This is a genomic window from Natrinema sp. LN54, assembly GCF_052439245.1.
Taxonomy (GTDB): domain Archaea; phylum Halobacteriota; class Halobacteria; order Halobacteriales; family Natrialbaceae; genus Natrinema; species Natrinema versiforme_A.
The window spans coordinates 197,288-216,116 of record NZ_JBQVRP010000005.1 but is presented as its reverse complement, the minus strand read 5'-3'; the positions used below and the strand labels follow the sequence as shown (position 1 = coordinate 216,116).

At 57.7% G+C, this 18,829-nt stretch carries 14 protein-coding genes and 4 pseudogenes; 6 read left to right on the top strand and 12 right to left on the bottom strand.

What is annotated here, in order from left to right:
- Positions 1-348: 348 nt before the first annotated feature.
- The 3 genes from ACT4ML_RS16310 to ACT4ML_RS16300 all read right to left on the bottom strand — a co-directional run bounded on the left by ACT4ML_RS16310 (position 349) and on the right by ACT4ML_RS16300 (position 4,365).
- Complete coding sequence (locus ACT4ML_RS16310) at positions 349-1,992, bottom strand: thiamine pyrophosphate-binding protein (RefSeq protein WP_444721811.1); 1,644 nt, start codon at positions 1,990-1,992, stop codon at positions 349-351.
- A gap of 158 nt (positions 1,993-2,150) precedes the next feature.
- Positions 2,151-3,089, bottom strand: coding sequence for a dihydrodipicolinate synthase family protein (locus ACT4ML_RS16305; RefSeq protein WP_444721810.1), 939 nt, complete (start codon positions 3,087-3,089; stop codon positions 2,151-2,153).
- Between the two features lie 334 nt (positions 3,090-3,423).
- Positions 3,424-4,365: a dihydrodipicolinate synthase family protein gene (locus ACT4ML_RS16300; RefSeq protein WP_444721809.1), complete on the bottom strand. Its 942-nt coding sequence runs from the start codon at positions 4,363-4,365 to the stop codon at positions 3,424-3,426.
- 211 nt (positions 4,366-4,576) lie between these two features.
- On the opposite strand from ACT4ML_RS16300, the gene ACT4ML_RS16295 reads away from it, so the two are divergent.
- Positions 4,577-5,647 (top strand): Ldh family oxidoreductase, encoded by a 1,071-nt coding sequence (locus ACT4ML_RS16295; protein ID WP_444721808.1) that lies wholly within the window; start codon positions 4,577-4,579, stop codon positions 5,645-5,647.
- Positions 5,648-5,856: 209 nt separating this feature from the next.
- Here the strand turns inward: ACT4ML_RS16295 and ACT4ML_RS16290 are convergent, their stop codons facing one another.
- The 3 genes from ACT4ML_RS16290 to ACT4ML_RS16280 form a co-directional block, all read right to left on the bottom strand.
- The gene (locus tag ACT4ML_RS16290) at positions 5,857-7,170 is read right to left on the bottom strand and encodes a TRAP transporter large permease (protein ID WP_444721807.1); all 1,314 of its coding nucleotides are present in this window, start codon (positions 7,168-7,170) and stop codon (positions 5,857-5,859) included.
- A 93-nt stretch (positions 7,171-7,263) separates the two neighbouring features.
- Positions 7,264-7,809 (bottom strand): TRAP transporter small permease, encoded by a 546-nt coding sequence (locus ACT4ML_RS16285; RefSeq protein WP_138247336.1) that lies wholly within the window; start codon positions 7,807-7,809, stop codon positions 7,264-7,266.
- Between the two features lie 46 nt (positions 7,810-7,855).
- Positions 7,856-8,872, bottom strand: a complete 1,017-nt coding sequence (locus ACT4ML_RS16280) for a TRAP transporter substrate-binding protein (RefSeq protein WP_444721806.1) — start codon at positions 8,870-8,872, stop codon at positions 7,856-7,858.
- A 252-nt stretch (positions 8,873-9,124) separates the two neighbouring features.
- On the opposite strand from ACT4ML_RS16280, the gene ACT4ML_RS16275 reads away from it, so the two are divergent.
- Both ACT4ML_RS16275 and ACT4ML_RS16270 read left to right on the top strand, forming a co-directional pair.
- Complete coding sequence (locus ACT4ML_RS16275) at positions 9,125-9,565, top strand: universal stress protein (RefSeq protein WP_444721805.1); 441 nt, start codon at positions 9,125-9,127, stop codon at positions 9,563-9,565.
- Between the two features lie 177 nt (positions 9,566-9,742).
- Complete coding sequence (locus ACT4ML_RS16270) at positions 9,743-10,699, top strand: D-2-hydroxyacid dehydrogenase (RefSeq protein WP_444721804.1); 957 nt, start codon at positions 9,743-9,745, stop codon at positions 10,697-10,699.
- A gap of 96 nt (positions 10,700-10,795) precedes the next feature.
- Here the strand turns inward: ACT4ML_RS16270 and ACT4ML_RS16265 are convergent, their stop codons facing one another.
- The 6 genes and pseudogenes from ACT4ML_RS16265 to ACT4ML_RS16240 all read right to left on the bottom strand — a co-directional run bounded on the left by ACT4ML_RS16265 (position 10,796) and on the right by ACT4ML_RS16240 (position 16,045).
- Positions 10,796-11,968 (bottom strand): MFS transporter, encoded by a 1,173-nt coding sequence (locus ACT4ML_RS16265; RefSeq protein WP_444721944.1) that lies wholly within the window; start codon positions 11,966-11,968, stop codon positions 10,796-10,798.
- Positions 11,969-12,497: 529 nt separating this feature from the next.
- The gene (locus tag ACT4ML_RS16260; RefSeq protein WP_444721803.1) at positions 12,498-12,662 is read right to left on the bottom strand and encodes a hypothetical protein; all 165 of its coding nucleotides are present in this window, start codon (positions 12,660-12,662) and stop codon (positions 12,498-12,500) included.
- An 830-nt stretch (positions 12,663-13,492) separates the two neighbouring features.
- Positions 13,493-14,181: pseudogene (locus ACT4ML_RS16255) on the bottom strand (IS6 family transposase).
- Positions 14,168-14,803: pseudogene (locus ACT4ML_RS16250) on the bottom strand (IS6 family transposase). The pseudogenes ACT4ML_RS16255 and ACT4ML_RS16250 overlap by 14 nt, the downstream one beginning before the upstream one ends.
- Before the next feature lie 366 nt (positions 14,804-15,169).
- A pseudogene (locus ACT4ML_RS16245) lies at positions 15,170-15,271 on the bottom strand (phage NrS-1 polymerase family protein); the annotation flags it as partial.
- Positions 15,272-15,388: 117 nt separating this feature from the next.
- Positions 15,389-16,045 (bottom strand): nucleotidyltransferase family protein, encoded by a 657-nt coding sequence (locus ACT4ML_RS16240; protein ID WP_444721802.1) that lies wholly within the window; start codon positions 16,043-16,045, stop codon positions 15,389-15,391.
- A gap of 262 nt (positions 16,046-16,307) precedes the next feature.
- Between ACT4ML_RS16240 and ACT4ML_RS16235 the strand changes: the two genes are divergently transcribed.
- The 3 genes and pseudogenes from ACT4ML_RS16235 to dgoD all read left to right on the top strand — a co-directional run bounded on the left by ACT4ML_RS16235 (position 16,308) and on the right by dgoD (position 18,609).
- Positions 16,308-16,433: a hypothetical protein gene (locus ACT4ML_RS16235; protein ID WP_444721801.1), complete on the top strand. Its 126-nt coding sequence runs from the start codon at positions 16,308-16,310 to the stop codon at positions 16,431-16,433.
- Between the two features lie 28 nt (positions 16,434-16,461).
- On the top strand, positions 16,462-17,352 hold the full coding sequence (locus ACT4ML_RS16230) for an NAD-dependent epimerase/dehydratase family protein (protein ID WP_444721800.1): 891 nt from the start codon (positions 16,462-16,464) through the stop codon (positions 17,350-17,352).
- Positions 17,353-17,459: 107 nt separating this feature from the next.
- A pseudogene (gene dgoD / locus ACT4ML_RS16225) lies at positions 17,460-18,609 on the top strand (galactonate dehydratase).
- Positions 18,610-18,829: the final 220 nt, after the last annotated feature.

Below are 18,829 nucleotides of genomic sequence, written 5' to 3'. Positions count from 1 at the left end.
ATAGTACGGTAGCCATCGAGCCTGCAGATATACAATGGCATCATTGTAGATCGAGGACTGCCCCTCTCCTTTACAACTATATGTTTGTGACTCAGTGCTTGTCTACCGTTCCCCTATCAGGAACAAATCTCGATCGCAATGAAATCGAACCGACCCTCCGACCTGTCGGTTCTCTCGGAATCGAGCCGAATCACCGATCGAAATGCCCCTCGGTGTTCTTCAGCGGGGAACAAAATTACGGAACGCGCGATCAGACGGACCGAAATAACTCCACGAACCGCAATGATCGAGCGCGGCCTCGGATCATTCGATGGTCCGTTCAGTGCACCTGCCGATACTGTGGAACGGTCATTTCGTCATGTAAACGCCGGCCTGTGGTTCGGTCGGGTCGGTCGGAACTTCGATGAGAGTTGGGCCGTCGTTCTCGAACGCGTTCGCGACGGCCGATTCGAGTTGCGCCGGCGTCTCGGCAGCGTGCGCCTCGAGGCCGATACCCCGGGCGATCGTCTGGAAGTCGAGGGGCGCGTCGGTCCAGCCGTACTCGCTCGTGGACATCCGATAACTGCGTTCGGCCTCTTCGGAGATGATGGCGTAGTCGCTGTTGTTGAGGACGACGACGGTGACGTCGATACCCTCGTCGACGAGCGTATGGAGTTCGTGGACGCTCATCATCAATCCGCCGTCGCCGACGATGGTGAGTACCGGCCGATCGGGATTCGCGGCGCGGGCACCGATCGCCGACGGGAGTCCGGTCCCCATCGTCGCCCACGAGCCGGGGTTGACGTAGCTCCTGGAATCGTATGCGGGGAACGTCACGACGGTCCATACGCGCGATCCACCGGCGTCCGCCGTTACGATAGTGTTTCTCGGTGCTGCGTTACGGATGGCGTTGAGCGCAGCAACGGACGAGAGCGGCGCTTCGTCCGTCTCCAGGAGCTCGGCTATTCGATTTCGATCGGACTTGCGGACCGATCGCGCGCGATCCGTCCCCGATCCGCTCGAGATCGTGCGATCGGCCAACGAGTCGTCAAGCGCAGCGAGCGTCCGTGCGGCGTCCGCCGCGATACTCACCGCCGGGTCGTAGTTGGTGCCAATGTCAGAGGCGTCGAGCGTCACGTGAACGACCGATTCGGGGAGATCCACGGCCCACTTGTTCGTACTCACGGCGTCGAAGTCGGTGCCGACACCGAGGGCGGCGTCGGCATCTCCCAGCAGTGCCCGCAGCTCCGTACTCGATCCGCCACAGAGAACGCCCGCCGAGAGGGGATGGTCCTCCGGGAACGTTCCCTTTCCTTTATACGTAGTCACGACCGGCGCATCGAGTCGCTCGGCGACGTCTCGGAGCTCGGCCGACGCCGCTGCGGCTCGAACACCACCGCCGGCGACGATGACGGGTGCATCGGCGTCGGCGAGCAGCGACACTGCTTCCGATACCTTCTCGTCGGGAGCCGTAGGGGGCTTGACAGGCACGATCCCATCGGCCGCGGCCAATTCGACCTCCATCGGGAGGAAGTTTTTCGGAACGCCGATTCGAACGGGGCCCTTCGGCGGAGTCCTGGCGATGCGGATCGCACGGCGGAGTTCCGCGATCGTACTCTGTGGCGTCTCGACGAGTACGTTCTCCTTGACGACGTTGTCGTACGTGTCGGGCGGCGTCTCGTGAATGCCGTCGCCGCCGCGGACCTCCGGTTCCGTTTCGACCGAAATATGGATCAGCGGCGTACAGTCGTTGAGCGCGTTCTTCAGCCCGTTCATCGCGTTCATGTCCCCCGGGCCGGGGATGACCACGGTTGCAGCCATCTCACCGCTCGACTCCGCGTATCCCCACGCGTTGTGGGAAACGACCGTCTCGTGGCGCGCCATCACGAACTCGACGTCGTCTCGGTCGCTGACTGCCTCGTTCATCGGTAGCGTTTGCTTCCCCGGAATTCCGAACAGCGTCGTGATCCCTTCATCGACGAGACAATCGATTATTGCGCTTCCAACCGTCATATCTTCCCATGCTATTTCAGACTGCTAAAGCTTTCGGGCGGTCGGTCGGTGTCCTCGTAACTCCGTCCGCAACCGATCGACTCGAAACGCCTCGGCGTTCGCGGTCGAAAAACTCGTCTCGGTCGCTTCCGCGCTGTCCCGTTCGAACCGAACCGTCTTTACTCGACGAGGCGAGCGATATCGTCGTCGAGTTCGCCGTACAGCTCTTCGGCGCGTCGCTCGTCCTCCTCCGAGAGAGAGCGAATCGGCTCGCGGACTTCGCCGCCGTGGAGTCCGGCGAGCTCGAGTCCTTTCTTGACGGCCGGAATACTGATCGCCCCCGGAATCTCGTTTTCCGTCCCGGTCTGGTCACGGAAGTTTTGATACGGGAGACAGATGTTCCGCAGTTCCCGAGCCCGTTCCCACTCCCCGTTCGACAGGGCATCGAACAGCTCGAGGCCGACCTCCGGGCGGAAGTTGCTCACACCGGCAGAGAACCCTTCCGCCCCTTCGGCCCAGAACGCGACCGCGAACGGTTCGGCGAGGCCGTTGACCCACACGACATCGTCGTCACCGGCTGCAACGCCAGCACCCAACTTCACGGCATCCGGAAGCGCGTATTTGATTCCGACGATACCGTCGACCCGCGTGAGTTTGCCGAGATATTCGATCGAGGGATCGAAGCCGCGGACGTACGGCACGAGTGGCCGATCAGTAGCTGCAGCGAGTTTGCGGTAATACTCCAGCAACCCCTCTTCGTGAAGGTATGTGTGATCCGGCGGCATGATCATCATGGCGTCGACGCCGATCCGCTCGTATTCACGGACGAGTTCGGTGGCGTTGCTCGTGCTTCCGCCGACGCCGGCGAGCACGCAGGTGTCCTCGGGGAGAGCATCGACCGCCGTCTCCGCGGCGTCGATTCGCTCTCTCTGCGAGAGGGAATGATATTCGCTTATGTTCGCGGTCGCGAGGAACGTTCTGATCCCCTCTTGATAGAGTGTTTCGGCGTTTTCACTGAGCTTTCCGTGCTCGATCTCTAACTCACCGTTCAATGGTGTGAGAAGACCCGCCGCTACTCCTCGAAGGTGCTCCTGCACCTGACTGGCTGACAATGCCATGTTGATCGTTTGTCTCGTCAATCCGCATAAACCCATCGGCGACAAAGAGTGTTCTCGTCCCGTCCGATATTCGGGATTTGTTTGCCGTCTCCGTCGCTTGCCCTGCTCGGTAACAGCCGGTCTCTTTCCGGATTTCCGCTTTCATCCGATTTAGATCGTTCGAGACCGGCGTCAAATGATTCTTGAGGCCGGTCTTCGGCCGAAGTCCGCAGACTGCGTGCTAACGGGTCGCGGTAACTCACACGGATGGCATGCGGCGGTAGCAGTCTTTCAGGCACACGATCGTCCGCTCGCCACGACTTCCGCGCTCGCTTGGACCCGTCCGATCGGAGTATCAGCGGGCGACAATTCCGCCGTCGATTTCGTCTTTTACGCTCCTGTAGTAGCGCTCGGCACGCTGTTTGTCGTCTTCGGTTAGCTCCACGATCGGTTCGCGGACCGGGCCGCCGTAGAGACCGGCCAGTTCCATTCCGTATTTGACGACGGGCACGTTATTGGCCGCATCGAGGTCGTTGTCCTTCCCGGTCTCTTCTCGCAGGTCCTCGTACGGGCGCAAACAGTCTCGCAGCGAACGAACTCGCTCCCAGTCTTCGTCCCTGATCGCGTCCATCACCGCGAGTACTTCCTCGGGGAGGAAGTTCCCGATCCCGGTCGTGAGCCCTTCCGCCCCTTCGATCGCAAACGACGGCGCGAACCGTTCCGCGATCCCGTTTGACCAGACGATGTCTGCGTCCGTTGTCGAGACGGCCTTCGAGAACCCGTTGATGTCGTTGACGGCGTATTTAACACCGACTACGTTCTCGTAGGTCGCGAGTTCCCGAATCAGATCGAGCGTGACCTCCGGCCCTCGCTTGTAGATCACCACGCCGAGGTCGGTCGATTCGATGATCTCGCGATAGTAGTCGATGAGCCCGCGCTGGTGCTGATACGTATGTACCGGATGCATGATCATCACCGCATCGGCGCCGACGGCTTCGTAGGCGTTCGTCAGTTCGATCGCCGTTTTCGTACTGCCGCCGACGCCACCGACGACGGACCCCTGATCACCGACTGCATCGACTGTGGTCTCGACGACTGCCACTCGTTCGTCGTTCGTCAACGAGTAGTACTCGCCCGTATTGCCACACGGAATCACCAGCGATCCGCCGGCGTCTACGATGTGATCAATGTTTTCGGCCAGTTCGTCGTGTCGAATTTCGTCTCCATCCTCGTCGAACGGTGTCGGATTTGTAAAGGCGACACCTCGGAGGTCGGACTTAAGCTGTTGATACGGCACGGACAGTAGTTCGGAAGGCCGGATTATAAATATTTGGTAGGATCGTCCGATCGATAGCCGTGAAAAGGGGCTAGCACGCGTGTTGAGTCCTCTTCTCTGGACCCCTTACTATAGATCAACATACTAAAACGCTATTTTAATCTCTATATTTGTGGACGCTATCGGAGCGCGGCGGTATAATTAATACTCTCCGATTGATTGGACAAGACGGATGCTCACTGTTGAACCAGATTCACTCGAATCGTTCGCTCGAGCCACGATTGAGGCGTCCGGTGCGACCCCTGAAATCGCGGAAACCGTCGCTCGTTCGCTCGTGTCGTCGGACTTAGTCGGTCACTCCTCGCATGGTGTGGTGCGGCTTCCATACTACGCTGATCAGATCGCCGCCGGTACGGTCGACCCGACGGCGATGCCGAGCATTGAACAGACGGGACTGTTTCACCAGATCGACGGAAGCGGCGCGTTCGGGCAAGTGACCGGTCGCCGAGCCGTCGAACTGCTACTCGAGACTACGAACGAGCATGGCGTCGGCGTCGTCGGTATCCGTAACTCGGGCCACCTCGGTCGCATCGGTGAGTGGGCGGATCGGATCGCTGACGAGGGATTGCTCTTCTCCTCGTGGGTCAACCTTCAGGGCGGGGCCCAGCGGATAGCACCGCCTGGGACCGCGGACAGACGCTTAGGCACGAATCCGATTACCTTCGCCGTGCCGACGTTCGACGCTCTCGATTTCAATCTGCTCTACGACGGGGCGACTAGCCAGGTCGCCCACGGAAAGATCATAGAACGGGACGGATCGGGGGAGACGCTCCCGCCGGCGTGGACGATCACAGAGTCGGGCGAACCGGTCGAATACGCCGCTGATTTCGAAGACCAAGTAGGAGCTCTCCTGCCGCTTGGCGGGACGGAATCCGGACACAAGGGATTCGGGCTCGCCATCATGGCTGAGTTGTTCGCATCGCTCGTCGGCGACGGTCCCGTTTCCACCAAAGAATCACAGGACTGGGCTGGTAACGGAGCGGCGTTCCTCGCGATCGACCCATCGGTGTTTACTACCCGGGAAGCGATCAGTATTCGGGTCGAAGCGCTGATCGAGTACCTTCGGTCGGCGGAACCGATCGCCGACGACGGTGAGGTGATTCTCCCCGGAGAACCGGAGCACCGAACCGCTCGAGAGCGCCGTGATCAGGGGATTCCGATAGAAGACGCAGTGGCGGACAACTTGGAAACGGTCGCGACCAACCGTGACGTCGAGGACGCGCTTCCACCGGCGTTTCGCTAACGGCTTAGTCCGACTATACCCGTCGTTTAACTCCGCTCGTAATCGAGAACGGGAAATGAATTTTTCTCCGTCGGAGCGTCAGTGAAGTCTGAGGACGGTCCCGCCATCGCTGGTTCTCTCGGCTCACTCGCGGCCACCATCTCGGTGACGGATATCCGCGGCTGGCCGGGTCAATCGCTCAGCGTCTCCGGAGAGAAGGGTATGGCTCCCTATCCCATGATGTTGTTCGGGATATACGTGACCAGTTCAGGGAATAGGATGAGAATGATTACTGCGAGGACCATTGGAATGTAGTAGGGGATGATCGAGCGGATGACCTCTTCAAGGGACGCGTCAGTCACTTTCTCGAGGACGAAGAGGATCGCTCCGAACGGCGGGGTGACGACGCCGATCATCAGCGTGAACACCATCACGATCCCGAAGTGAATCGGATCGATTCCGACGGTCTCGATCACTGGGATCAACAACGGCGTGAGAATCGTGATCGAAGCGGTGACGCTCATGAAGGTCCCGATCACGAGGAGCAGGGCGCAGATGAGAAACAGGACCATCGTCGGGTCGGTCGAAACGGATGTCACCCAGTCCGTGAGCAGCATCGGCAATCGAAGTTGCAGGGCGACCAACCCGTAGACCGTTGCCGATGCGATAATGAAGGTGAGCGAGAACGTCTCGACCATGCTGTCTCGGGCCTCGTCCAGAAAGTCACCCAGGTTCAGTTCGCCGAATACGCCGGCCAGAACCGTGACGTATACCACCGCTATCGCACCGGCCTCTGTCGCCGTGAAGTAGCCGCCGAGGATACCACCGATTATGAGTACCGGAATGAAAATCGCCAGTATCGCCTCTTTAAACGTCGACATCACTTGTGTCAGCGAGAACGGATCGCCGCGTTCGTATCCCCGCTTGAAGATGATGACGGTCACGAATACCATCAACAGCAGTCCCAGAAGGAGTCCGGGTAAGATTCCGCCGAGGAACAACTGTCCAATCGATTGTTCCGCCAGAATCGCATAGAGGATGATCGGAACGCTGGGTGGGATAATCGGTCCAATCATCGACGAGGATCCCGTGACCCCGATCGCGATATCTTTGTCGTACCCGTGATCGCGCATCACCGCGTACTCAATGCGACCGAGACCTGCCGCGTCGGCGAGAGCTAGGCCGGACATTCCCGCGAAGATGATACTGGCCAGGATGTTAACGTAGACGATCCCGCCTCGGAACTGACTGACAAGTGCGGACGCGAAGTCGAACAACCGCTCAGTCATTCCGCTCGTGTTCATCAACCGACCAAGTAACACGTAGAATGGGAACGCGAGCATACCGAAGCTGTTGATCCCGTTAAACAGCCGGCTATTGATGATGACCGAGTTGAAATTGATCCCCGTTGGGAGCGCCATCATAATGATACTGGTCGCGAGCATCGCAATTGCGATCGGCGTCCCAATCCCGTACAGTACTAACAGAATGCCGAGGAACAACACTGCGAGTACCACCGGGTCGAGGAGCGGAATCGTAATCATTTCGCTCTTTCCTCCTCAGCGGTACCCGTCAGCGTTTCGCGTCTTCTCACGGGTGAGACTCCGACGGTCGATATCGCTCTCTGCGTCGAACTTCTACTTATCATTCTGAATCACCTCGAGTGGAGTCTTTCGGTCGAACGAGACCGTGGAGAGCAACTCTTTGAGTTTGAATAGCTCGTATCCTAACATCCACGTGAGCCCGAGACCGATCGCGAGATACACCATTCCGATGTTCACAGCATCGATGTCCGCCCAGTTACTGTTCCACGAGCTCTGTGCGCCCTGGAGCAGTCCGAACACGACGATGGAAAGCGTGATAATGACGATGAATCGAACGAGGAGATCGAAGACGGCTTTCACTCTCGGATACTTCTCCTCGAGTTTCCGAAGCACGATATCCATGCTTATATGTTCGTTATTCCGGGATGCGACGGCCGCACCGAAGTAGGTCCCGATCACGAGGGCCAGTCTGGCCGCCGGTTCCGTCCACGCCAGTGTCACTGATAGATCTATCAGACGAAGGACTACCTGTACCGTTACTAGCACCACAGTCACCAAAAAGAAAGTGACGGCTATCGCCAGGGCGAGACGATCTACCAGTGACTCTCGACGTAGCCCTAATGATTGGTCAATTTCCATAATAAACTGGTTGGGTTCGTTCGTATTCTATCTTATTGAATTTTTCTTATATACTTTGCCATTGATCTAACGAACCGGCGAAATCATCGAACATACTTTCGACGACTGGCCTGGCAGCGTCCTTGAACGCTTCTCGATTGACGTCTTCGATGAGTTCCATTCCGCCCTCTTGGAGTTCGGACTCCATCTCACTGATCTGATCCCGAACGCTCTCAGAGATTTCTTGGGTCGCTTGATTCGATGCTTCGTCGACGAGATCCTGATGGGATTCATCGAGACCCTGATAGAAGTCCTCGTTCATGTACAGCGCGCCGACCTGAACGTGGTGGCCAGTGTAGCTCAGGTAATCCTGGACTTCGTTCAGGTTGAACGAGTGGATCTGTGGGATGTCCCCCTCCGAAGCGCCGACCGTTCCAGTCTGGAGTGCGCTGTACAGTTCGTCGAGGGCGACCGTAGTGGGATTGGCACCGATCTCTTCCCAGATCGCGACCCAGTTGTCTAACGGTGGCAGCCGGAGGTCGACTCCCTCAACGTCCGCCGGTTCCCGGACCGGTTCATTAGAGGTAAAGTGTCGAAGCCCACGGTCGATCCACTGTCCGATCATTCGTTGGTTGCCCTCAGAGATGATCTGTTCCAGACCAGGCTGGAACTCCTCGCTCTCGGTAACGCGGGTCAGGTGTTCGAAGTCGTCGAAGACGATCGGGATGTTGACGAACTCGTATTCGGGAGCGTACTGTGTGAACGGCCACCGTGAGTCTGCGTGCGCCTGGATCGCTCCTTCCCTGACCTGTTCGGCGATTTCACCCTCTCCACCGTAGGACCCCCCGGGAACGACTTCGACTGTGAGCTCATCGGCCTCATCTTCGACAATCTCCTTGAACCGATCGGCGGCCTGTACCGTCACGTGGTCCGACTCGTACGAACTCGCGATTGTGATCGTGTTTCCACCACCACCGCCGTTGCCGCCACCGATGCAACCCGCAAGCGAGCTGAGTCCGACTACCCCCGCACCGAGCACCGACCTCTTGAGCACTGTCCTGCGCTGGATGTTATCTAAACTCATACAGATCGACGGTATTGGTGGTATCACTTATAGTTTTTGGATAGCAGAGAATATTACGATCTTTATGCAATATTATTTTTATAGAAATGCAGGTGTGAAGGCGAACTATGCAGACGAATATCCGGTTTCGGGAGAAACTGGCTAGTTCGAATGCTACCTGCGGACCCGATTGAGCGCGAGTTCCGCGTTGCCGATACCGAATAGGTCCCACGGGACACAAATTGTTTATGGGATTACGAACAAGGAGTTGATATGGACCGAGCGCTGATAATCGCTGAACCGACCGATAGAGGGCGTGAATTGGTTGAAATTGCCGGGGAGGTGGCTGCCGGTTCCGGTGCGGAACTCGTGCTCCTTCGCGTGATCGACGAGTCGGAGTACGGACGCGACCTCCAGCGGAAAGCACAGACTTCCATGGGAGACGTCGACAGTGTGGACGAACTGACGAAGCGGGCGAGAGAGGCGACGGCCGAACTGGGAGACGAGGTCCTCGGCGAAGACGTCTCGTACACGGTCGAGGTTCTGTTCGGAGATCTCCCAGACGACGTGTTAGCGAAGGCCGACGAACTGGGCTGTGATCACGTCTTTATCGCGGGCGAAAAGCGATCGCCGACCGGCAAGGTACTGTTCGGGGACACCACTCAGTCGGTTCTTTTGAACTTCGACGGCCCGGTGACGTCGTTGATCGGCTGACCGGCGGATAGTCGACGCGGGTCGCCCGAACCGGAGCGTTGAACGAACCGCACAGAAGGGTTGTCGGGAGCCCTACCGAACCAAAATATTTTGTCGTCGTACTCAGAAAAGGCTACCTGGAGTGCTCGAGACGGTATCGCATGCGAGCGAGACAGACGCGGCACTTCAATATAACCTATGACGAACGAACACAACGTATTAGTTCTCCACCAGGTTCCGCATCAGGGGTCGCCGTCCGATGTCGCGTCGGCGATCAGCGATCGCATCGAATCAATCGAAATCGAGACAGCGAGCGACTATAACGACGCTCTCGACCGAATATCGAGGGCAGATATTGTCGTGTCTCGTCGACTCGATTCGACGTTGCTAGAGTCGGCGGAGAAACTCCGTTGGGTCCAGGCGCTGAGTGCTGGCGTCGGGAGCTACGATCTCGATCAGCTCCAGCGGGAAGATATCGTGCTCACGAATGCATCCGGTGTCCATTCGGTGCCGATAGCCGAACAGGTGCTCGGATACATGCTCACATTTGAACGGAACCTCCACGAAGGAATCCGACGACAGAACGCACGGGAATGGCGCCACTATCGGGCAGGGGAGCTACGGGGCAAAACGGTGGGAATCATCGGGCTCGGTGAAATCGGACAGGAGATTGCGAGGGTTACTGACGCGCTCGGAATGACCGCTATCGGAACGAAACGAACCCCAGAGGAGCTATCGCACGTTCGGGAGGTTTACGGTCCCGACGAGACGCTAACGGTTGTCGGAAAGGCCGACTACGTCGTTATCGCCTGCCCGCTCACGGCGGAAACAGAAGGACTTATCGACGGGCGAGCGCTGGATTCGATGAAACCCGACGCCGTGCTCGTCAACGTCGGACGGGGAAAGGTCGTCGACGAAGACGCACTTCTCTACGCCCTCCGAAAAGGACAGATCGGCGGTGCCGCACTCGATGTACAGGCCGAGGAGCCCCTCCCCACCGATTCTCCGCTCTGGAACCTTTCGAATGTAATCATCACACCTCACATGGCCGGTGCGACGCCTCACTACTGGGATCGATGTGCGGAGATCTTCGCAGAGAATTACGACCGGTTCAACGCTGATAAATGGGAGGAGATGCGTAATCGAATCGTGTGAGGTCCTCTTCACTACCAATGAAGTGCCGTTCCCGAGTGGGGAATCAAATCACTCACATCGTCGACGGTGCTTCGAGGAAGAAGACCTCAAGAGCTGTTAGAGACCGAGTTTGAACAGACGATTACTGCCGAGCGCGATGAGGACCACTCCCATGATTGCAGCGAGAAGTGCGAATGAGACGGTCCAGCCGTAGAGGTCGGCGAGCAGGCCGATGACCAGGCTACCAGATGCTCCCGTTACCATGTACACCGTTCGGACGAGACCGAATCCTGCGCCGCGATCGGCTTCTGTGAAGAGGTCTATGAGCCGTGACTGGAGTGGCGCACCCCAACTCATAGCGAGACCAATGGAGGAGACACCGATGGCGTAGACGGGGAGGCCATCTCCGACGAGTATACTGCCGTAACCGATTACCCCCGCAGCCATTGAGAGTGCAGTAGTCGGTTTCCTCCCTGCATAATCCGAAAGAGATCCTAGCACCGGCTGTGTTATCCCGTGGACGAGGAAGTACAGAGAAAACAATCCGCTCGCGATTTCCGGTGAGAGTTCCTGTCCCTCGGTAAAGAAAGTGGGTAAGAAAGACGCGGTGGCCTGCCATGTGAACGCGCAGAGGAACGCGAGACTCGTTGTGAAAGCGACAGACGGTTTCGCAAGAAGGTTGCTGACGGTCGAGAACGTAAACCGGTTCCACAGTGGCTCGTCGGGTCGTTCCGGGCTGGTCGGCCGAATTCGGCTCGCAAAGAGGAAAAAAACTGGCACAGCCATTACGGTTCCGAGTAAAATTCCGGCCCGCCATCCATACCGAACGGCAATTCCCGTTGCTGCAGCGGGTGCGATAAGCCCCGCAGCTGGACTTCCAGCGACGTGGATCCCGATTACACTGCCGATGTCGTCATACTGTTTCGCTAGAAAAGTTGTCGCGGCCGTGTAGTGGAGGCCGGCGCCGACGCCGAGAACACTGACGAAGAGCACGAAGAAACCGTATGCCGGTGCGATCGCGATACAGAGACTCGATACGCCGGTAAGCCCGATCGCGGACAGAATCACTTTCCGCTCTCCGAGCCGCTCGCCGAGGACGCCGCTTGGAAACTGCATGAGCGCGTACATCGCCCACATAAGTGACAATGCTAAGCCGACAGCACCGTTCGAGACGGAAAATTCGTCAGTGATCGCTGGAACCAGAGGACTGATCGCCAGTCGCGCGACCATCGTTACCATGAAGGCTAACGTACAGAGAACCAGCGATCGGTGTGCATGACGCGAGTTCACATGTCCCATCTTCGGCTTGACTACCCTATGAATTTCGATTGAGGAAGATTTAGGAGCAAATACGGTAAAACGAAACGCTCCGAGGCGAACGGCTGGCAGAGTTCCCGATAGGGGAACGGGTAACTCTCCCAGTGGGTAAGACAGGTTACGAGAACAGGTTCGTTTTCATATAAAAATAGATAAAGTATTGGTGGAATCATGATTAACCCATGGATGAAGCAGTGGGGATGGTAACATACTGAATACGGAATCAGAAATCGGGGTTCGACTGTGATAGGGAAATCAAAAGAGTCGTTCCCTCCTCGGGAATTCACTTGCCTCTTTTACGAGGTATCAGAATCAATTCTCTGCTTGAACCCTCTCAACTACAGTAGGACCCTATTTACGTCCATAGCGTTGTAAAGTCCTTATTTCACTGGATATCGAAACCAGAGTGATTACACGAGTTGGAAGTAAGTTTATCATATATCTATGTCTCGTGGTCAGAATAGCGCGTTGGCAGAAACAGCATCAGTCGCGGCTCTGCCGATCAGATGTTTGTGACGAGGCTGTGGTCTTCGTCGATCACCTGCACGTCTTCATTCAGCAACGCGACGACGAAATAGGAAACGTATGATCCGAAGTACACGATGAGCGCTGTGATCCGTTCCGAGTTGATCGCCTCGAGAGAGTCGGGGAGTAGGAACGGAACCATCTTGTAGACATCGTGAACGATATATCTCACTAACGCGAATACGAGGCTAATCACTTCATTACCTTTGCTCAGGTGCTCGATTGTGTCCTCATAGGCCGCGCCATCGCCAGTGCTGCGAATGATGACTGCGAGACCGTTCAGTGCCCCTCGCGGACCTCGCGGGTGGACCGTTCTATCTAAATCCGATCGAAGTTGCCGTAACCGGGCGCCTCACAGAGATTTTCTAGATATTCATTAAATGCTTCAACTACATTTGCTTGGCTCTGATCGTCCACGTTCGGAACTCGATCAGTTCGTTGGTAACGTCCTCATGACGGTTTTCGAAATCGTCGCGGTCGCTGAGTCGTTCTCAATAGTCACAATTTCCGCCTCGATTTCGTCACGTTTGTACACCTGGTGATCGAGTTCATTGATCTCCTTGTGCCGTTCGAGAATATCACTGTATTCTTCGGTTTCAAATCGTCGATTTCGTCGGTGAGAGTTTTCTTCCCATATATCAATTATCCGATTAGATCGCTCCGACGCACGTCGTCGCTAGTTGTCTCGAAACACCGCTAAGTCTTCCGGTACCCAGTGCTGCTCTCTTTGATTTCAGAGAGTTTCTCCTGCCGATTATCGAACTCAACTGATCTCGGATTGGTCTCAAAGTGATCCTCATGTACTGCTCAGAGTCGTTTGACCATCGTTTCGATCTATTCTTAGATGACTGATGGTCCATAGGTCCAGCACATGAACTGTCTCTGTGCTCTCTAGCAGGCGGTTCATTACGGGTCCGTCATCATTCTGTGTCGTGTCCGTGCGGAACAATCCCATTTTATTAAAAATATTATTTAATTGGATTTGGAACTAGAATTATGAGACCATTTCGGAGAGGGCACTGTATAGTTCTGAACCACCTCGATTGGCACGTTTCCGTCGAGAGCTTGATGCGGTCTTTGATGGTAGTAGTGCACGAACTGTTCAAGTCACTCGCGGACGCTCGGCCGACTGCCCACCCACGAATTATGGAAGCGGTCGATACGCGTTTTGAGGGTGTGAGACCACTTTTCGATGAGGTATCGGTCGGTATAGTTGTCCCGACCGCTTAGTCCGACTCGAGAGAGGGCAGTCCGATAGCCGAATGGATCGACGAGAAACTCAGCATCGGAGAGACCGTGTTTCTCGCGGAGTTTCTGCAGAAACGCAGCCACCGGATCAGTGCCATGACGACTAAACAATGCAACGTCAAGACTCAACTTTGACTCGATGTCTATTGCAGTATGCAACCAAGACCACTCACCATTGATCTTGACAGCGGTTTCGTCGACAGCGACCCGCGACGGCGATGCCGTCGGCGGGTCGCGTCCGCTGTCAGCCAGCCGATGAACCTAGTTCCAGACCGCTCCGTGAGAGCGTTCAACACCTAATTCAGCAAGAATCATTGTTGTCTCCTGAAGCAAAAACCGGTTTGGTGGAGGTGGACGGCGAACGCCCTAACAGGCGTCGCCGTCCGCTCGTGGTCGTGTTTAGTTTGTAGCATTCTGCCAGACGGCGAAGGCTTGGAGCCACGACTCTGCTGTTGATGGGTTTGTGTGACTGAAGCAGTTTGAGAACGAAGAAGTACGTCATTTTATCTCACGAAAGACATGTTCAGCAGCGTTCCGATTTCCATGTTTCTCGTATCGAAATCGGAGCCCAGATCGACGGAGTGCAGTCTGAAGATGTTTTGCTCCATCGACGAGAAACACGGTATCGTCGAGGGCATGTTTCTCAGTGAGTTCCTGCAGAAACCGTTCTGTCAACGCGGTCGTAGTCGTCGAATACAGCCGTATATAGAGAATTTTGTTCGTTTCCGGATCAACAGCAGTGTACAGCCAATACCGATGTTCGTCGAGTTGAATCACTGTCTCGTCGAGCGCGACGTGATTCGGGTTCTCGTTATCCGCCGGCTGTAGATCGCACTTGTGAACCCAATCGTGGACTGCCTTGCGACTACGTTCGACACCGAACTTCTATAATTCTCGAACGGTATTCGAAAGCGAGAGATCAGCAAGATAGAGTCGAATACCGAGCTCCATTAGCTGACGCGGTGTCCGTTCTCGCTCCACAAAACTCAAATCGATCCAGTCGCTACGCCCACTGAGGCGGTCGATTTTTGGCATAGAGCACCACAAAATCGTGCCGCCTCACTTTTCACGCTTAACCAAACAGCGCCCGTTGAGAAGGGCGAACTCGACGTCTTCGAAACGGCGTTTGAGTCGTCGGGTCATGAGCTCTATGTCGTCGATCTTTAATCAGCGAGAGACCCCACCGTTTACGGCGGACGTGAATCGCGTCACTTGACAGAGAACGGCTTCTGTTTTACCTCGCTGTATTCGAACGCAGATCCCGTTTCCGTGGAGACTCCGGTTCGTCGGCCGTGTCCGTAACGCTCTCAGAAGCGGGCTCGGTGGTGGATGACGGTTCCGAGGACGGCTCGCTGTTCGGCCTCGAGTCGGAAGCCGTCAGCTTCGAAGCGCCCTCGTCAGTTCGTCTCGAAGAAGCCCTGATTGGCGAAAGCGTCGGTCCATTCGAGTGTGGTCACCGCCGGTCCAGAACACCAGCAGACAGCACAGCGCCATATCGGCTTTTCAGGTCGTTGTGACGTTGAGACGTGGACCGTGTTCGCTCTCGTATCGATTCAGCAGTCCGAGGCGTCGATTCCTCCAACACCGTTAGTCGGGAGCGGTGAAACAAGGAGGGCCAACTCACCTCTGGTGTCGTAGATCGGTAGTCGTGTCGATGTCTCTGAGGACGCCGAGATCGTCGGTCTCGATAAGAGCGCTCTCGTCGCTCTCTGCCAGTACAGGGAGGCCCCCGACATCACCCGTGACCTCGAGAAGGGCATCGAAGTGGCTGCGATCGAACAGCACCGGATTTCCACGGTGGCCGTCGAAGGCAGCCGCTAGCGCTGTCCCCAACTCTGCTCGATACGCGTCGCTAAGGAGTTCGACAGTGGCTGAATCGACGGCCGGCATGTCTCCGGGAAGGAACACCACTGCATCCGTTTCCGGCGTTCCGACGACGCGGATCGCCGTCTCGACGGACGTCGACAGCCCCCTCTCGTAGTCGGGATTGCGGACGGTTCGCACGTCGACGCCGGAGAGGGCGGTATGTACTGCCTCCGCTTCATATCCGAGGACGACGACGACCTCCGAGAGGGCCGCGTCTACGAGTGTTCGCGTCGCGTGTCGGATCAGCGGTTCGCCGTCGAACTCGGTGAGTAGCTTGTTTGCCGACCCGAACCGGGAACTCGTCCCACCGGCGAGGACGACGCCGACGATCGTCGGCTTGAGGGGATCGATTCTATCGAGCGCGTCAGCGACCCTGTCGGGGCCGTAACAGGGGAAATCATCGGGTTTCATTCACGTGTTGTATCGTCTCGCCGACCGAGATCGCGACGGGGAGTCGGACCAACGGTCGGCCGTTCACATGACCCATACGTGGCCCGTGTACAAATATTTCAGTAGTGGATCTCGGATCTTCTTGACGCCGCGTTGGCCTCCGATGCGACGCTAGTCTTGCAGGCCCCGACAGCGAGCGCACGATTCCCGCAGACGAGTTTTATTACGGGGCGTACGCCATAGACATCGGCCCGCCGAGATATTCACCGGTATCGAGGTTCCTTTGGCGGCAGACGCCGTCGGAACCTCCGTGAAGAAGCCGAGTCTGTCCTCGAGGTACGCGATGGCCGGCTACACCGACATGGGTCGGCTGTTCGCCATCGGCTACATCAAGGGACTGCTCGAATAGCTACTGCGGATTCAGCGAGCCATCAGACATGACACTCGAGACCATCGCAGTCACGGGAGGCAACGGGAAGATCGGCGAGGAGATCCTCGCCCATCTGAACGAGCACGGCTACGAGACGGTCAACGTCTCCCGCGGCAGACAGCGCGAGGAAGAGTCGGACAAGTACGTCACGACGGATCTCTTGGACGCGGGCGAGACGTATGGCGCGCTCGCGAAGACGGACGCGGACGCCGTCGTCCACATGGGAACGATCCCGAACCCGTACAGCAACCCCGATTTTCGGGTGTACGAGAGCAACGTGATGTCCGCGACGCACGTCTTAGAGGCGGCCGACGGGCTCGGCCTCGAGTCGGTCGTCCTCCCCTCGAGCATCAACGTGATGGGGAGCGAACACCAGGAGCGGCCGGCTGACGTGCGGTACGTTCCGGTCGACGAGGAGCACCCGCGGACGCCCGACGATCCCTACGGCATCGCCAAGCACGCGATGGAGGTGACCGCCGACGGCGTCGCCCGGCGTCCGTCGACCGACCTCTCCGTCGTGTCACTGCGGTACCCGTGGGTGATGACCGACGAGGAGATGCGCGAGCACTTCATCGAGCGGGACCGCTCGCTGACGGCGCTCCACGATGTCCACCCCGCGACCGGCCGCGACGTTCTGTTCACGTATCTCGCCATCGACGACGCGGCGTCTATCGCCCGAAAAGCCGTCGAAGCCGACTTCGACGATCACGAGTCGTTCTGGGCGGTCGCCGGCGATACAACCGCCGACGCGCCGACAGCCGACCTCGTCGCGGAGTTCTATCCCGACGCGGAGCGACACGAGACGCCCGAGGGCCGCGACACGATCGTCGACCTCTCGAAGGGGCGAGAACTCCTCGACTGGCAGCCCGAACACAGCTGGCGCGACCTGTCGGCGTAGTTGCCGCAGGTCCGGGTCTGTTCGACGGCGACAGCCCTGAGAACGATCTCGTCTGAAAATCCTCGGCTACTCGGTGTCTTGAAGTAGTCGCCGTCGCGAAATAGGGCATGCGCGTTACCGACTACGAACTCTTCGCTGTCTCGCCCCGGTGGCTCTTTCTCAAACTCGAGACGGGCACCGGCCTCGTCGGCTGGGGCGAGCCGATCGTCCAGGGACGACTCGAGACGGTCAGGGCCGCCGTCGACGAGTTCGTCAGGGGTATCTCCTCGGAAAAGACCCGTTAGAGATCGAACGCCACTGGCGGACGATGTATCAGGGCGGGTACTACCGCGGCGGGCCGATCTTGATGAGGCCCTGTCCGGGATCGACCACGCCCTGTGGGACATCAAGGGGAAACACTACGGGGCACCGGTCCACGAACTGCTCGGCGGACAGGTCCGGAACCGGGTGCTGGTCCACCAGTGGATCGGCGGCGAGGACGAAGAAGAGATCGCGAAAGCGGCGATCGCCCGTCGCAATCAGGGGTACAAAGCGCTCAAGATGAACGCGACCGCCGAGTTCCGTTCGCTCGAGCCCCCAAACGCGGTCGAACGGGCGCGACGGCGCGTCGCCACCGTCAGAGACGCCGTCGGCGACGATCTCTATCTCGGCGTCGACTTTCACGGGCGCGTCTCGAAGCAAATGGCTCGCCGCCTCGTCGAGGCGCTGGAACCGTACGGGCTGATGTTCGTCGATCAACCGGTGTTGCCGGAACACTCGGAGTATCTCTCGACGCTCACCGAGCGGACGAGCGTTCCCATCGCGACCGGCGAGCGGTTCTACTCGCGGTACGATTTCAAACCCCTTCTCACCGAGGGCGCGGTCACGGTCATCCAACCCGACGTGACACACGTCGGCGGCATCACGGAACTACGGAAGATCACGACGATGGCCGAGGCGTTCGACGTGGCCGTCGTTCCGCACTGTCCGTTGAGTCCGATCGCCTTCGCAACGAACCTGCAAGTGGTCTTTTCCTCGCACAACGCCGTCATGCAGGAACAGGATCTGTCGCTTCACGACCCAGCGGAAAGCGTCGGACTGCAGTATTTAGAAGACCCGGAGACGTTCGAGTTCGGCGACGGCTACGTCAGTCGACCGACCGAACCGGGGCTGGGAATCGACGTGGACGAGTCGTACGTCCGTGAACAGTCGCGCGCCGACGTGAAGTGGTACAATCCCGTCTGGCGTCACGAAGACGGCGGGATCGCCGAGTGGTAGATCAGTTTCGATTGGGCGACCCGTCTGTGATACCCGTTTCGACGTTCGATCGGGACTCGAGTCCGCCAGCTATCGCCTCTCGTTGCCGGCCCAGCGTTACAATCGTCTCGGGATCAAGCCCTGAGGAATTCTCTTATACCGCTTGTAAACAAGACGGATCGCCGGATCCGTGGAACTCGCGCTGTATCCGTTAGATGAAGAGAAAGGAAGGATACTATCG

Coding starts and splice junctions, on each gene's coding strand:
- ACT4ML_RS16295 (WP_444721808.1), top strand. CDS start 4,577: ATGCTCACTGTTGAACCAGATTCACTCGAATCGTTCGCTCGAGCCACG.
- ACT4ML_RS16275 (WP_444721805.1), top strand. CDS start 9,125: ATGGACCGAGCGCTGATAATCGCTGAACCGACCGATAGAGGGCGTGAA.
- ACT4ML_RS16240 (WP_444721802.1), bottom strand. CDS start 16,045: ATGAAACCCGATGATTTCCCCTGTTACGGCCCCGACAGGGTCGCTGAC.
- ACT4ML_RS16270 (WP_444721804.1), top strand. CDS start 9,743: ATGACGAACGAACACAACGTATTAGTTCTCCACCAGGTTCCGCATCAG.
- ACT4ML_RS16230 (WP_444721800.1), top strand. CDS start 16,462: ATGACACTCGAGACCATCGCAGTCACGGGAGGCAACGGGAAGATCGGC.
- ACT4ML_RS16285 (WP_138247336.1), bottom strand. CDS start 7,809: ATGGAAATTGACCAATCATTAGGGCTACGTCGAGAGTCACTGGTAGAT.
- ACT4ML_RS16280 (WP_444721806.1), bottom strand. CDS start 8,872: ATGAGTTTAGATAACATCCAGCGCAGGACAGTGCTCAAGAGGTCGGTG.
- ACT4ML_RS16310 (WP_444721811.1), bottom strand. CDS start 1,992: ATGACGGTTGGAAGCGCAATAATCGATTGTCTCGTCGATGAAGGGATC.
- ACT4ML_RS16290 (WP_444721807.1), bottom strand. CDS start 7,170: ATGATTACGATTCCGCTCCTCGACCCGGTGGTACTCGCAGTGTTGTTC.
- ACT4ML_RS16260 (WP_444721803.1), bottom strand. CDS start 12,662: ATGGTTCCGTTCCTACTCCCCGACTCTCTCGAGGCGATCAACTCGGAA.
- ACT4ML_RS16305 (WP_444721810.1), bottom strand. CDS start 3,089: ATGGCATTGTCAGCCAGTCAGGTGCAGGAGCACCTTCGAGGAGTAGCG.